Origin of the sequence: Streptomyces sp. NRRL WC-3742 (genome assembly GCF_000720635.1) — a bacterium.
In the GTDB taxonomy this organism is placed as follows: domain Bacteria; phylum Actinomycetota; class Actinomycetes; order Streptomycetales; family Streptomycetaceae; genus Kitasatospora.
In genome coordinates this window covers 39169-53933 of sequence record NZ_JOCF01000004.1, presented here as the reverse complement: position 1 = coordinate 53933, position 14765 = coordinate 39169, and the positions used below count along the sequence as shown (strand labels likewise).

At 76.7% G+C, this 14765-nt stretch carries 6 protein-coding genes; all 6 read right to left on the bottom strand.

The annotated features are described in order from the left end of the window. Positions 1 to 35 precede the first annotated feature (35 nt). Entirely contained in the window at positions 36 to 1670 is a 1635-nt protein-coding gene (locus IH61_RS0103840; RefSeq protein WP_078910826.1) for a lipase maturation factor family protein, read from the bottom strand. A 154-nt stretch (positions 1671 to 1824) separates the two neighbouring features. Beyond that, the gene (locus tag IH61_RS0103835) at positions 1825 to 3798 is read right to left on the bottom strand and encodes a hypothetical protein (RefSeq protein ID WP_031064866.1); all 1974 of its coding nucleotides are present in this window, start codon (positions 3796 to 3798) and stop codon (positions 1825 to 1827) included. Beyond that, on the bottom strand, positions 3795 to 7499 hold the full coding sequence (locus IH61_RS0103830) for a vWA domain-containing protein (RefSeq protein ID WP_078910805.1): 3705 nt from the start codon (positions 7497 to 7499) through the stop codon (positions 3795 to 3797). Before IH61_RS0103830 ends, IH61_RS0103835 begins: the two co-directional genes overlap by 4 nt. Positions 7500 to 7503: 4 nt before the next feature. Further along, on the bottom strand, positions 7504 to 8649 hold the full coding sequence (locus IH61_RS0103825) for an ATP-binding protein (RefSeq protein WP_031064860.1): 1146 nt from the start codon (positions 8647 to 8649) through the stop codon (positions 7504 to 7506). Then, positions 8646 to 13853: a hypothetical protein gene (locus tag IH61_RS0103820; RefSeq protein ID WP_051836193.1), complete on the bottom strand. Its 5208-nt coding sequence runs from the start codon at positions 13851 to 13853 to the stop codon at positions 8646 to 8648. Before IH61_RS0103820 ends, IH61_RS0103825 begins: the two co-directional genes overlap by 4 nt. After that, a complete protein-coding gene (locus IH61_RS0103815; protein ID WP_031064855.1) occupies positions 13850 to 14707 on the bottom strand; it encodes a DUF4132 domain-containing protein in 858 nt (285 codons plus the stop codon). The genes IH61_RS0103820 and IH61_RS0103815 overlap by 4 nt, the downstream gene beginning before the upstream one ends. Positions 14708 to 14765 lie beyond the last annotated feature (58 nt).

The window sequence follows — 14765 nt, the reverse complement described above, 5'->3', positions numbered from 1 at the left end:
GGCCGGTGTGGCGTGCCGTACCGCCCGCCTGGCCGCTACCCGGGAGGTCCGTCCGGGTGGTGGGGCGTTGGTCCGTGCGGGTGGTCGGTGGGTCCGTCCGGGTGGCGCCGCCCCGGGTGGGGTGGGTGTCCGGGCCGCCGCCGCAGTCCGTCCAGGGGCACCTTGCGCACGGACGACACCGGCGGCACCGGCGGTACGGGCCGTGCGGGGCGGCCGAGGGGTGGGCGGTATCCGGCGCGGCCGAGGGCGTGCAGGTCGACGGGCGTGAGGTACTCGTGCAGCGCCGTGCGGTGCCACCAGGCGCCGGTTTCGCGCAGTTCGCGCCATGTGGTGAACCGGTAGAGGTGGAGGGTCGCCCGGACGTGGGTCGGCGGGGTGTCGGGGAAGGGGTTGTGGCGCAGCAGCCGCAGGGTGTCCCGGTCCCCGGCGAGCAGGCGGGCGACGAAGGGCAGGAACCAGGGGCGGGCGTAGGCGGGCGAGATGCCCGCGAACCACATGAGCCAGTCCAGCCGCAGGTGGTAGGGGGCGTACTGACGGGGCAGGCGGCGCACGTCGCCGGGCTTGCCCTTGAACTCGTAGGCGCGCCAGACGGTGTGCGGGGTGAGCACGGCCTCGTCGGTGCCCTCGACGAGGATCTCCTGGCGCAGGCGGTTGACGCTGCCGAAGGCGCCGTAGGTGTTGACGAGGTGGAGGCGGTTGAAGGAGCGGTTCATGACCTGGCGGCGGGAGAGGAGGTTGCGGGCGGGCTGGTAGCTGAGCACGGCGACGGCGGCGGTGAGGGCCACCACCAGCACCTCGTACCAGGGCGGGGCGGCCGGGTAGGTGCGGGGGTGTACGGGCAGGCCGAGGCGGGCGGGGTCGACGGCGGCGAGCGCGAGGGCGACGGTCAGCCAGTTGAGCCAGGCGAAGTTGCCGGAGGCGATGAGCCACAGCTGGGTGGCGAGGATCGCGCAGGCGGCCCAGCTCGCGACCGGCTGGGGCAGGAACAGGCCGATCGGGACGAGGAGTTGGACGAGGTGGTTGGCGGCGGCCTCGACGCGGTGCAGCGGGGCGGGCAGGTGGTGGAAGAACCAGCTCAGCGGGCCGGGCATGGGCTGGGTCTCGTGGTGGTAGCGCAGGCAGGTCAGGTCGCGCCAGCAGCGGTCGCCGCGCAGTTTGATCAGTCCGGCGCCGAACTCGACGCGGAAGACCAGCCAGCGCATCAGCCACAGCACGAGGGCGGGCGGGGCGGTGTCGGCGTTGCCGAGGAAGGCGGCGAGGAATCCGGCCTCGAGGAGCAGGGACTCCCAGCCGAAGGAGTACCAGGTCTGTCCGACGTTGACGATGGAGAGGTAGAGCGCCCACAGCACGGCCCACAGGGCGATCGACGCCCCGAGGGGGACGGCGTCGCCGAGTCCGGCGGCCACGGCGGCGGAGAGTGCGGCGCCGCTCCAGGAGACGGCGGCGAAGAAGCGGTCGCTGTAGTGGGCGTGGAAGAGGCTCGGCGACTGCCGGAAGGGGACGCGGGCGGTGAAGCGCGGCACGGGGAGCATGCCGTCCGCGCCGATGAGGGCGCGGAACTGGGCGGCGGCGGCGAGGAATCCGATCAGGTAGAGGACGGCGAGCAGACGTTGGACGAGCAGGCGGCTCAGCCAGTAGTCGGGTGCGGCGAACCAGGCGGACCAGTCCATGCGGCCCATGCCTACCACCGGCGGGCGGCGCAGCGGGCACGACCGGGGCGGGGCGGGCCCGGTGGGGCGGGTGGTTCACCCGCCCGGGTGCCGCCGGCGGTTCCGGGCCCTCCGCGCTCCTCACCCCGTCCCGCTCCTCAGCCCTCCCCGCTCCTCACCCCTTCCCCGCCCAGGCGGCGGCGCACAGCGCCGTGGCCAGGGCCTCGGTGTAGCAGGCGGCCGCCAACCAGGCGGTGGCGAAGCCGTCGTGGTCGTCGGGGACCACCCGGCCGAACACGTCGCGGCGCTGGTTCGCCGACTCGGCCCGCAGGCTGTCGAGCAGTTCGGCGGCCGTGGCCAGCCCGGCGGTGCCCAGCAGGCGGCGGTCTGCCGCCGCTCCGGCCTCGCCCGGGGCGAGGGCGTGGCGACCGGTGGTGACCGTCTGCGCGACCCGGCGGGCGAGCACGTGCACGGGCGGTGCGGCGGACGGTGCGGCGGGGGCGGGCCGGGGCTCCTCTGGCGCTGCGGGGGTCGCGGGGGCGGGCAGGTCGGCGGTCTGGAGGCGTTCGAGGCCCAGGCTCATCCGTCCGGCCCGGTCGGCGGGGAGGGTGGGGCCTTCGCCCTCCCCGAGCGGGGGTGTGCCGAGGGCGAGCAGGCGCAGCTCGGGTCGGTCGGAGCGCTCCAGGCGGCCGATGACCCGCAGCCGCAGGCCGGGTGCGGTGGCGAGCAGGGCGAGGTTCTCCCGGTACGGCAGGCCCGGGTGCTCGTGACCGGCGGTCAGCGCGACCACCAGGGCGTCCCCGGCCGGTACCTGTTCGGCTGATACGTGCTCGGTCGGGCCGTGCTCGGCTGCTTCTCGCGCGGCCGGTTCGTGCTCGGCCGGGCCGTCGCAGCGGGCGAGCAGCTGCGGGGCGCCGTCCGGGCCGGTGGGGGCCGCGCCGAGCAGGGTGACGTCCAGGAAGAGCAGGTCGGAGCCGGCCGGGCGGGTCTCGTACGGCGCCTCCTGCGCCTCGAGCGCCCGGGCGACCTGCTCGGCCACGGGTACGGACCAGAGCCGGGCCGCCGGTTCGGCCGTCCACGCCGCGCCCGAGGCGCGCACGGCCCGTACGGAGGCGCCCGCGCCGAGGCGGCCGGCGGCGGACCTGGTCGCCCCCTGTACGGACAGGCCCGCGCGGCTGAACTCGCGGTGGCTGAGCGAGGCGTCGCCGAGGCGCACCGGCCGGTTGCCCGCGCCGACCGCCTGGCCGGGGGCGGCGGCCGCGTCGGTGTGCGGCATGACCTCGGCGATGGTGCTCAGTCGGCCGTCCGCGTCCACCGCCCAGCTGACGGCTCCGGCGTGGGTGGCGGTCAGCACCGGCTCGACGAACAGGCCGTGGAGGCGCAGCCCGCCCTCCGGCTCGTACGTCTGGCGGGCGGTGCCGCGCAGGTCGGCGAGCGGGGCGTGGGGGGCGTCGGAGGTCAGGGCCTTGGTGAGGCCGAGCAACTCCCGTAGGGCGGTGACGAGATCGGCGAGCCGGTGCTCCGGCGCGCCGGAGCGGGCGGCGCGCAGCCGGCCGACCACGGCGACCGCCGCCGCGCCCGGGCGGTGCAGGCCCGCCAGCCGGGCGCCGTGGGCGGCGCGCAGCAGCTCGGCCTGGGCGACGGCCCCGGCCGCGCTGACCCCGGCGGCCAGCACGGCGCCGGCGGCGCGGTGGAGGTGGCGGGCGGCGGCGAGTTCGGCCGGGGTGAGGGTGGGCGCCTCCGGCTGGGGGTCCTCGGCCGAGTCCGCAGCCGCAGCCGGGGCCGGGGTCGCGGTGTCCGGTGACGGCTCGAGGGGCTCGAGGGGCTCGAGCGGCTCGGGGGGCTCGTCGGCGAGGGGGCAGAGGGTGACGGCCGCGGCGCGGTGCACGCAGGCCGGGGCGAGCAGGCAGCCGCAGCGCACGTCGTCCGAGGTGGCGACCACCCCGCCGGGGGCGTGCAGGACGAGGAGCGTCTCCTCGTCGACCTCGACCCGCCACTGCTCGTCGGCCTTCGCCACCGGGCACTGCGCCAGTTTCGCCGCCGCGCCGTCCAGCCGCTTCTGCAGCCGGGCGCTCAGCCCGGACACCACCTCGGCGACCACCTCGGGCCGCACCGCCGGCCAGCCGGCGGCGTTCGTCGTCTCGCTCATCGCACCTTCTCCCCCACCCAGCGGGCCAGTTCCAGCGGGCTCAGCGCCGCCACGGGCATGCCGGCCGCGACCAGTTGGCCCGCGACCGCCTTCGAATAGCGGGCCGTGCCGGTGTCGTCCAGCGAGGCGCAGCCGAGCAGCTGCACCCCGGAGTCCACCAGCGCCCGGGTCTGGGCCAGCAGGGGGCCCAGCGGGCCGCCCTCCTCGAAGTCGCTGATCACGGCGACCAGCGTGCGCGAGGGCACCGTCACCAGCTCGCGGGCGTAGCGCAGGCCGGTCGCGATGCTGGTGCCACCGCCGACCCGCACCTCGAGGAGCAGGCTGAGCGGGTCGGCCACGCGCTCGGTCAGGTCGACGACCTCGGTGGAGAACGCCACGAAGTGGGTGCTCAGCGAGGGCACCCCGGCCAGGATGGCGGCCGTCAGCGCCGCCCAGACCGTCGACGCCTCCATCGAGCCCGAGACGTCGACGACGAGGACCAGCCGCCAGTCGTTGGCCTGCCGCGCCCTGGTCCGGAAGACCGGGCGCTCGGGCACGATCAGGGTGCCGCCGTCCGGGCCGGGACGGGCGGTGGCGAGGTTGGCGCGGATGGTGCGGTCGAGGTCCAGCCCGCCGCCCGGCCTGCGGGACGGGCGCGGCACCGCGATCCCGGTCAGGGCCGGGCGCAGCCTGGTCGCCAGTTCGCGGCTCAGCTCGTCCACCAGGCGGCGCACCAGCGGGCGCAGCTTGGCCAGGCGCGCCTCCGGCAGGCCCCCGGCGTGGTCGAGCACCGTGCGCAGCAGGTCGACGGACGGCTGTACGGCGGCCGGGTCGATCGCCTCGATGACGTCGGTGCGGCCCCGGGCGACGGCGGCGGCGAGCACCTCCTCCCGCACGCCCGGGCCGAACAGCGACTCCAACTCCTCGGCCCACTCGCGGACTCCGGGGAAGGGCGCCTCGCGGCCTCCGCGGTTGCCCCCGCGGCTGTCCAGGCCCGGGCCGGAGCCCTCACCGTGGCCGGAGCCGTACAACTCGTCGAGCGCGGCGGCGAGTCGGGCGCCCCGGCCCTGCGGGGCGGCGCTGCCGGGTCGGCCGAGCAGCAGGCGCCAGCGTTCGGCGGGGGCCAGGGTGTTGGCATGGGCGGGGGCGTTGGCGAGGGCATTGGTGGGAGCGGGGGCGTTGGTGGGAGCGGGGGGCGTGGTCGGGGCGTTCGGCCTCGGGGGCTGCGCGGGCCGGGTCTCGGGCGAGGTGTGCTCCCGCTGCGGGAGCAGGCCCCGGCGGGAGAGGGCGGCGCGGGCGGCCAGGTCGGCGCGGACCCAGCCGGCGACCACGGCCGGGTCCACGTCCTCGGGCAGGGCGGTGAGGCGGGTGCCCAGCTGCTCCTCGACCAGGGTCAGCAGCCGGTCCCGGGCCGCGGGGCTGAGCGTGTCGAAGCCGCCGCGCAGGGCGGGCAGGCGTGCCAGGAAGGCGTCGTCGGCCAGCGAGCCGACGCGCTCCAGCAGCGGCTCCAGCGCCTCGGGCGCGCTGTCGAAGAGGCCCTCGGCGGCGGTGAGCAGGCCGACCAGGCTCCGTCCGAGCACGCGGCGGGCCTGCGGCCCGGTCGCGCCGTCGACCCAGGAGGCGGCCCGCCCGCCGAGCACCTCGGCCCGCTCCTGCCCGAGCAGCACCCGTACGGCACCGGCCGCGCCCCGCACCAACGGGCTGCCCCGGTCGGCGAGTTCGGCCAGCACGTGCGCCAGCCGGACCCCGCCCCGCAGGTCGGCCCGCCGCGCCAGCTCCACCAGCGCCCGGGCGTCCCCGGGCTCGTCCGACCCGGCCACCCCCTCCACCTGCCGCACGGCGGCCACCGTCAGCACCTCGACGGCGGCGGCCAGCGGCCCGCCTGGTGCGGAGGTGTCCGGCGCGGTGCCAGGCACGGTGCCAGGCACGGTGCCAGGCACGGTGTCCGTCGGGGCGAAGGCGGCGGGGTCGAGGGGCAGGTGGGAGGCGGTGAGGCGGTCGAGGAGGGTGAGGGCGGCGAGGAGGTCGGGGAGGGTGGCGGTGGCGGGAAGGGTGGTGGTGAGTTGGGTGAGGCGGGTGGCGGCGAGGGCGGGGAGGGCGCAGGAGGCGGCGGCGGTGAGGCCCTCGATGATCTCGCGCGGGGTGGGCTGGTCGGTGAGGCGGGCGCGCAGGGCGCCTTCGGCGGCCTGGGCGGGGGTGACGCCGCGGGTGGAGGCGACGGTGAGCATGGCGGCGGCGGCCGGGGTCCAGTGGAGGCGCCAGCGGGTGCCGAGGGTTTCGAGGCCCCCGGCGCCGGTGGTGGGGACGGGGTCGGCGTAGGGGACGGCGCAGGCGGTGAGGCGGTGGAGGAGGATCTCGCGGCGGCGGTCGAGGGGGCTGCGCCGGGAGTCCAGGCGCAGTTCGCGGGGGCCGGGGTCGTCGGGGCCGGGGAGGCCGAGTTCGGCGAGGTGGGCTTCGACGGCGGGGGCGAGTCCGCTGCGCGGGGCGGCGGCGGTGGGACGGCCGGTGCGGGTGCCGATGAGGACGCGTTCGAGGGCGCGGGCGACGGCCCGGCCCCGGCCGAGGGGTTCGCCCTGGGCGAGGACGGTCTGGACAGCTTCGATGAGTTCGCCGCGTCCGGGGGCGGCGTGGCCGCGCAGGCGGGCGAGGTCGCCGGTGAGGCGGACGATCTCGCGGGCGTCGGCGGGGCCGCTGGGGTGGTCGTCGGCGCGCAGGGCGGCGCAGATGCGGACGGCGGTGGCGGTGAGGGCGTCGTGGAGGCGCTGCGGGTCGGCGGCGGCGTCGAGGACGGTGTGCTGCCATTCGGGGTCGCGGATTCCGGCCGGGTAGCCGGAGCGGGCGTCGAGCAGCGGGTAGGTGTAGGGGATCAGGGACAGGACGTGCCCCGGCGCGCCCTGGCCCGCGGCCTCGGGCGCCTGTTCCTTCGCGACGGGGCCCTCGAGGAGGGCGGGGGCGTGGAAGGCGCCGATGACGACGGCCGCGCGGCGCCCGCCCGCGGTGGCCTCCTGGATGCGGGCGCGCATCCAGGCTTCGCGCTGTTCGTCGTACGGGTCGACGCCGGGGCCGTTCTCGGCGTCGTGGCGCATGGCCCAGCCGACGAGCAGGGCGGCGCGGCGCACGGCTTCGGGGGTGGAGCCGGGGGCGGCGGTCTCGACGAGGCGGTCCCACAGGTCGTCGTCACCGGCGCGGCCGGTGAGGCGGCGGCGCAGCGCGTCGCCGAGGCCGGGGCCGGGGCGGGGGCCGGGGCCGGAGCGGGGGTCCGCGCCGGGCCCGGGGGTGCGCGCGGCGCGGTGGGCGAGGGGCAGGTCGCAGGCGACGGCGGGGACGCCGTTGCGCCGGGCCCAGCGCAGGGCGACCAGTTCCGGGGAGAAGTCGGCGAACGGGTAGAAGGCGGGCCCCGCGGCCTCGTCCCCGGAGGCCGGGGCGGCGGCGAGGGCGACGGGGGCGGTGGTCCCTTCGTCGGCGAGGTGGTCGAGCCAGGGCTGGAACTCGGCGGGGAGTTCGATCAGCACCGTCTCGGGCCGGGAAGCCTCGAGCAGCGCGGGCAGGACCGCGCTGAGGGACGGCGCGTGGTGGCGCACGCCGATCAGGTAGGGTCCGGGCCGGCCGGAGCCGGAGGCGGCCAGCCGGTCGGTGGCCGCCGTGACGGCGGCCTGGTCGGCGCCGTCGGCCCCGCCCGTCGGGGCGGGCGGGGGCGTCACCGCGCTGCTCGAGACCGTCATCTGCTCACGCCTCCAGTGCCGGGCGAAGGTCCCACAGGGTGCGCCAGGTGGCGGCGCCCTGTTCGGCGCGGCGGCGCACCGGGCCGTCCCAGTAGCCGAGGAGCCGGGCGGCGTCGGCCGGGTCGTCCTTGCGGACGACGCCGAGGAGTTGGCCGGGCAGGCGGCCGAGGAGGTCGCCGCCGTCGGGCAGGTAGGCGGCGGTGACGCCGAGGGCGGTGGCCACGGAGACGGCTTCGGCGGTGCTCATCACGGTGGAGGGGCGCTCGACGTCCCAGCCTTCGGTGGAACGGCCGGTGCGCAGGTCGCGGAAGGCGGTGACGAGGGCTTCGAGGATGGCGTCGTCCACCGCGTAGGCGGCGCCGGCGCGGGCGACGGCGGTGGTGGACTGGCGGCGCACCAGCTCGACCTCGGCGGCGAGGCTGCCGATGGGGCCGACCGTCTCGAAGTTGAAGCGCCGCTTGAGGGCGGCGGACATCTCGCTGACGCCCTTGTCGCGCAGGTTGGCGGTGGCGATCAGGGTGAAGCCGGCGGCGGCGTGGAGCTGCCCGTCCGGGGTGCCGGCCAGTTCGGGGACGGCGATGCGCCGTTCGGAGAGCAGGGAGACGAGCGCGTCCTGCACCTCGGGCAGGCAGCGGGTGACCTCCTCGACGCGGGCGACGGCCCCGGCGGTCATGGCGGTGAGCACCGGGGAGGGGACGAGGGCCTCGCGGCTGGGGCCCTTGGCGAGCAGCAGGGCGTAGTTCCAGCCGTACTTGAGCTGGTCCTCGGTGGTGCCGGCGGTGCCCTGGACGGTGAGCGCGCTGGTGCCGCAGACGGCGGCGGCGAGCAGTTCGGAGAGCATGGACTTGGCGGTGCCGGGCTCGCCGACGAGCAGCAGGCCGCGCTCTCCGGCGAGGGTGACGACGCAGCGTTCGACGAGGGCGCGCTCGCCGACGAACTTCTGCTCGATGGCGAGGCTCCTGCGACCGGCCTTGAGCTTCTCGCCGTCGCTGCCCATGACGAAGGTGACGACGGCGCGCGGGGTGAGCCGCCAACCGGGCGGGCGGGGGCCGGAGTCGTGGGCGGCGAGGAACTCCAGCTCGGCGGCGTACTTCTCCTCGGGCGGGACGATCTGCCGCTCGGCGGTCACGGGTGTCGTGGTGGTGGTCATCGGGTGGCCTTCCTGCGCTTGCCGGTCCGGAGCTCTTCGTAGCCGGGGACGTCGCCGTCGAGGGTCCGCTGCCAGGCGAGGGCGAACAGCTCGGGGACGGACCGGTGCGGCAGCGCCGGCTGGTGGGTGCTGGTGGGGTACAGGGCGGACTTCCAGGTCTCGACGGGCAGGGCGGGGCTCTTGGCCTCCTGCCAGCCGCAGGGCAGGAAGAGGCTGCGCCCGGCCCGGGAGCGCTTGGCCTCCAGCACCAGGCTGGTGGCGGCGAGTTCGGCGCGGGCCTTCTTGAGCCGGGCGGGCTTCCAGCCCGTCCAGCGGGCGACGTTGCGGTCGGTGGGGTCGGGCAGGGCGAGGAGCTGGAGGTAGAGGGCGGCGGCGTCCTCGCCGAGGCCGTGGGTGCGGGCCGCCTCGGCGACCAGCTCGGGTACGGAGTGCTGCGGGTTCTGCAGCCACAGGGCCCCGGGGGCGCTGTCGGCGCCCGCCTGCGGCGCGGTGCCCGAGGAGGCGGTGCCCGAGGCGGCGGTGCCCGAGGAGGCGGTGGCCAGTCGCTCGAGCTCGCCGCCGATCACCGCGGCGACGGCGAGCTGGTCGCTGCCGTACCAGGTGGAGCCGCGCAGCCCGTCGATCAGGACGAGCAGCGGGTCGTCCGCGCCGGTGAGCCCGGACGGGCGCACCCACACCCATTCGACCTCGCTGCTGTACGGGCTGAGGACGATGGCGGGCCCGCAGCGCACGAGGCCGTCCTTGTCGGCGCCGCCCTCGGCCGGCAGGCCGTGGTGGGCGCGCAGGACGGGGGACATCGGGCCGCCCTTGGCGGTGTAGATGAGGTGCAGGTCGAGCAGGAGCTCCGGGTCGGCGAGGCGGGTGCGCAGCGCCTCGGCGGCCTGGGGCAGGAGGGCGCGAAGCGGGCTGTCGGCGGGCAGGTGGTAGGCGAGCCAGCGCAGGGCCTGGACGGCCTGGTGGAGGTCGCCGTGGCCGGGGACGGCGGCGGAGTCCTCGGGTTCGAGGCGGGAGTGGCCGTCGGTGGTGAGCCGGTAGCGGGTGGTGCCGGTCATCCAGGGGGTGTGGCCGGGGTTGAGGACGGCCTCGATGTGCTCGATGGAGGCGCCCTTGACGGTGGGGTGGAGCTCCTCGGGGAGGGTGACGAGCCGTCCGAAGCGGCCGATCCACGCCTCGGCCGCGGCGGCGAGGTCGGGACCCTGCGTCCACAGGGTCTTGGGGTCCTCGGGCAGGAGGGCGGCCCAGATGTCGGTGATCGCCTCGTGGTCGTGGCGGCGCAGCCATTCCTTGGCGGCCACGGCCTCGCCGGACTTGAGGCCGAGTTCGGCGATCCGCTCGTCGGGCAGGTTGAGGCCGCTCCAGTGGAGGAGGGCGGGCGGCGGGCAGAGCAGCAGGGTGGCGCGGGCGCGGCCGATGCCGGTGAGTTCGGCGAAGGCTTCGGCCCGGGCCCGGTCGAAGGGGACGCTGCCGTGCAGGGCGGCGACGCGCCGGAACTTCTCGATCCAGGCGGTGCCGACGCGTTCGCGGGTGTCGCGCTCGGCGGTGGTGGTGAAGTGGGCGACGGGGCCGAAGACGCCGCTGGGGTCGTGGTCGACGGCGAGCCATTCGACGGTGCCGTGCTGCTGCTGGTGGTTGCGGCAGCCGAGGATGACGACGGTGCGGTCGCCGTGGCGCAGCACCTGGCCCTGGCGCTGGGTGGCCGGTTCGGCGCCCGTGGAGCGCGGGCCGGTCTCGCGCAGGGTGATCTCGCGCAGGGTGGCTCCGCGGTCGGCGAGCACGCCCTTGTTCAGGTCGCCGAGGAGTTGGACGAGCGAGGAGCGCTGGGCGGGCGTGGTGAGCGGGTTGGCGATGCCCTGGGCGAGGACGTGGAGGCGGCCGAGGACGTGCAGCCAGCCGTGGTGGTGGAAGCCGCCGAGCAGGTGGAGGGTGGCGGGGGTGGACCAGCCCTCGCCCTGGGCGGGCGGCGGGTCGGCGAGGACGGCGGTGACGGTGCGCAGGTTGTTGAGCGTCCACCAGCGGCCGGAGGAGCCCCGGCCGCCGCCGAAGCCGCCGACGTTGGGCAGCACGGAGGTGACGGCCTCGCTCAGCTGCTGGTCGTCGCCGTGGTCGGGCCGGTACTCGGCGGCCTGGGCCTTGGTGGGCCTGCTGGCCTCGGGCTGGGGCACGTACCGGGCGATGCGGTCGAGCAGGCTCGCGGCGTGGCGGGCGAGGCCCGCGACTCCGGCGAGCAGCAGGGGGTGGCCGATCGCGGGCAGCAGGGCGCCGACGGCGGTGACGGGCAGGGTGTGGCGGCTGGGCTCGCCCTGGTGGGCGACGCGGCGGCGCACGCCCTGGACGGTGAGCCAGCGCTGCTCGTCCTCGGGGACGGGCCGGGTGTCCACGGGCCAGGCGGTGTCGATCAGCTCGGCGGCGAGCGCCCTGTCGACGCCGCGCAGGGCGCGGGAGCCGGCTTCGTCGCGGGGGCGCAGGCTGTGCCAGTGCTCCAGCGGCGGGACGAGGGCCGTGCCGGCGGCGAAGAGGTGTCCGGCCCGGCAGGGCAGGAGGTCGGCGGTGCGGTCGCCCGGCGCGGTGAGGTCGGGCAGGGTGAGGGCCAGGGTGTCGCAGGTGTTCAGGCCGCTGGTGCCGAGGACGACGGGGCTGCCCTCGCCGGGCAGGGCGAGCCGGCCGACGGCGACGTTGTCGGGGCGTTCGCCGGTGATCGGCAGGACGATGCGCTGCCCGTCGGCGGTGACGGTGGTGGCGGCGCGGCGGGCGGCGATGCGGACCCAGTGGCCGAGGACAGTGCCGTCGGTGCCGAGCGGGGTGCCTTCCAGGCCGGGCTGCAGGGGCAGCAGCCGGGTGCTCTCCCAGGCGGGCCGGCCGTCCTGGGCGTTGGCGGCGATGACGGGCGGTTCGCCGGCGCGGCCCACCGCGCCGGTCTTCGCGTCGAGTTCGTACGGACCGTAGGCGCCGTTGTGGTGGCGCAGCGTCCAGTGGCCGGTGCCGTCGCCGAGGAGGCGGTACTCCTCGGGCAGGCGGGTGTCTCCCGGGTGCAGGGGGCGTTCGCCGAAGCTGCGGCCACCGCCGGGCAGCGGGAGGGACGCCTTGTCGGGGTGCACGTCGCCGTAGTGGTAGCCGGCGATGGCGGCGCCGCCGATCTCGATCCGCTCGTCGGGGCGGCCGGACCAGTAGCCGACCTGCTTGTTGTCCTGCTGCCAGGTGACGAGGAGTTCGCCGTCGACGAAGCGCATGCGGGGGCGGTTCCAGTGCCCGTCGAGCTTGGGCACGCGGAGGGTGTGGTCGAGGACGAGGCCCTGGGGGCCGACGACCAGGGCGCGGCCCTTGCGGCTGAGGACGAGGTGGGGCCAGGCGTCCTCGATGGTCAGGCCGGTGAGGACGAGGCTTCCGAAGCCGGGGGTCTTGGCGGCGCCGGTGCTCTCGGTGTTTCCGGTGCTCGCGGCGTTCCCGGTGCTCGCGGCGCTCGCGGCGGCGGGTTCGGCGGGGCCGGCGAGGGTGGCCAGGGCCTCTTCGAGGGCGGGCCAGCCGAGTTCGTCGAGGATGCCCGCGGTGAGGGCGCCGGCGAGCAGCCCGGCGACGTCGAGGGAGGCGATCCGCTCTCCGGCGGCCGGGGCGATGGTGCTGATGGTGGTGCGGTGGGCGTCGAGGGAGCGTACGAGGTCGGCGGCGGCGGCCAGGCCCCGGGTGGCCTCGAGCGCGTCGGCGCGCTCCTCGGCCCATTCGACGAACAGCTCGCGCAGCAGCGGCACGGCGGGCGACCTGCGCGCGACGGCGATCTCCCACGCGGCCGGGGCGGCGGCGCGCAGCAGCGGCCGGTAGCGCGGGTCGGCGGCGATGGCGGTGAGGGGGGCTCCGGTGTCGTCGCCCTTCTCGGCCCAGTACTTGACGCCCAGGCCGAGGTCGGTGGGCGGGTCGGTGACGGGCACGCCGGCGGCGAGCAGGGCGTCGAGCAGGTCGAGGTGGTGGAAGTCGCCGCGCAGGCCGAGGAACAGGTCGACGGGGGTGGCATCGTCGAGCAGGCGCTGCGTCATCCGGCCGACGAGGGCGAGGGTGGCGGGGCAGCCGGTGCGCGTCGGCCAGCCGCGGCGCACGTGGCGGCACCAGCCGGCGAGCCAGACGGCGGCGGGCTCGGCGCCTTCGGCGCGGGGGCCGGTGAGGTGGGCCTCGGCGCCGGTCTCGGCGAGCAGGGCGAGCCAGGCGGCGTCGCGCTCGGCGGCGTTGCCGCCGTCGGATTCGGGCAGCAGCTCCAGCAGGCGGGCGCGCACGGCCGGTTCGCGCCGGCCGAGTTCGACGAGTTGGCCGTGCCAGGACCTCCAGAACGCGGCGGGCGCCCGGTTGACGGCCGGGGAGTCCAGCAGTTCGGCGAGCAGGGCCTGTTCGTTCTCGGTGCGGTCGATGCCGGCGGCGCGGATGAGCGAGCGGGCGTCCTCGGCGACTCCGGCGTAGGGGGCCATGCCGGCGGCGGATCGCTCGGTGCACAGCTGGCGGAAGCGCTGCCAGGCGGTGAGCGGGTCGAGGCGCTTGGAGAGCTCCTTGACGTACTGGCGCAGGGCCTTGACGGTGAGGGCGCCGGCGAGGGCGAACTCGAGGAAGACGGTGCGCAGCCGCTCCTCGTCGACGGCGAGGCCGTGGGTGCGCTCGGCCTCGCGGGCCTTGCCGAACCAGGCGGCGGCGTAGGTCTGGTTGCCCTGGGCGAGGAAGATCCGGCCGACCTCCTCGCAGTAGGTGGGCAGGAAGTGCGGCACGGCGCGGCCCAGGCGGGTGGCGAGCGCGCCGAAGCCGTCCTTGGCGGCGCCGGGCTTGGACTTCACCTGGCGGGCGAGACGCTCCATCTCCTTGACCAGGGCGAGGGCGTGGTGGCCGTTGGCCGGGTCGTTGACGAGTGCCCAGGCGGGGAAGCCGAGGGCCTCCTGGCGGACCTGGCCGACCTCGGCGGGCGCCTGCTCGGGGGTGAGGCCGAGGAAGTCGAGGGCGGCGTCCTCGGCCTGGCCGAGCGCGCCGGGGACGAGCCGGACGATGCGGCGGCCGTCCAGCGCGGGGTGGGCGTAGGTGCGGGCGGTGAGCACGTCGGCGGCGGAGTCGGGGCGGCCGGCGTCGGGCAGGGTGCCGGAGGGCAGCACGGCTCCGGCGTCGAGCAGGGCGGCCGCGGTGACGGCGCTCCGGTCGGTGGTGGCGTTCAGGACGGTGGTGGTCAGGACGGTGGCGGTCATTCGGCTTCCTCCCCGGTGATCGTGCGGCCCGCGTACAGTGCGGCGGCCATGCGCATGCCCTCGGACCAGGCGACGGGGCCGACCTCGGACAGGGGCAAGGGGCGGCCGTCCGGGCCCGCCCAGCTGAGCGTGCCGGTCTCGCAGGCGTCGTACTCGTAGTAGTCGCCGACCCAGACGCGGGCCTCGACGGTGCGGCCGCCCTCGGTGACGGACTGCACGGCGTAGCCGCCGCGCACCCGGCAGCCCAGCCGGTTGCAGCGGCCGACCAGCTCGCGCAGCTCCCGGTAGCGGCCGCCGGCGTAGTCGTCGACGAAGGTGTCCGCGGGCAGGTCGGCGGGCTTGTGCCAGACCTCGCGGTAGAGCTGCTGGACGCGCTGGGAGACGCCGAGTTCGACGGCGAACTCGCGCAGCTCCTCCAGGTCGGGCAGCAGGACGGGGTGGGGTATGAGGACCTCGGCGTCGGTGAGCCGCACGGTGTCCCCGTCGAGGTCGACCAGGCCGAGGCCCCGCTCGGCGTCGGCCCCGCGCAGGAAGCCGCTGACGGAGCCGTCCGCGCCGGTGACCACCAGGTCGCGCAGGACGGCCTGCCAGGCTTCGTCGGCCCAGACGGCGGTGAGCACGGCCGCGGGCACCGGCAGCGAGCGGACCATCCAGCGCTCGGCGTCGTCCAGGCAGCGCCGCTCGTGGCCCGAGAGCCACTCGGCGAGCTGCTTGAGCTGGGTGACCACCGGGTCGTCGTTGAGCTTCGACGGGAGGGACTTCAGGTCACGCCCGGCCGCGTTGCGGCACAGCACCCTTCCCTCCTCGTCGAGCGTGACGCGGTAGCCCCCCGCGCCCGTCTCCACCCATGCCACAGCCGTACTCCTCCCACCCGGAAAACGGGGTTCTGGTCGCCTTTGATCCGAAGGTGAT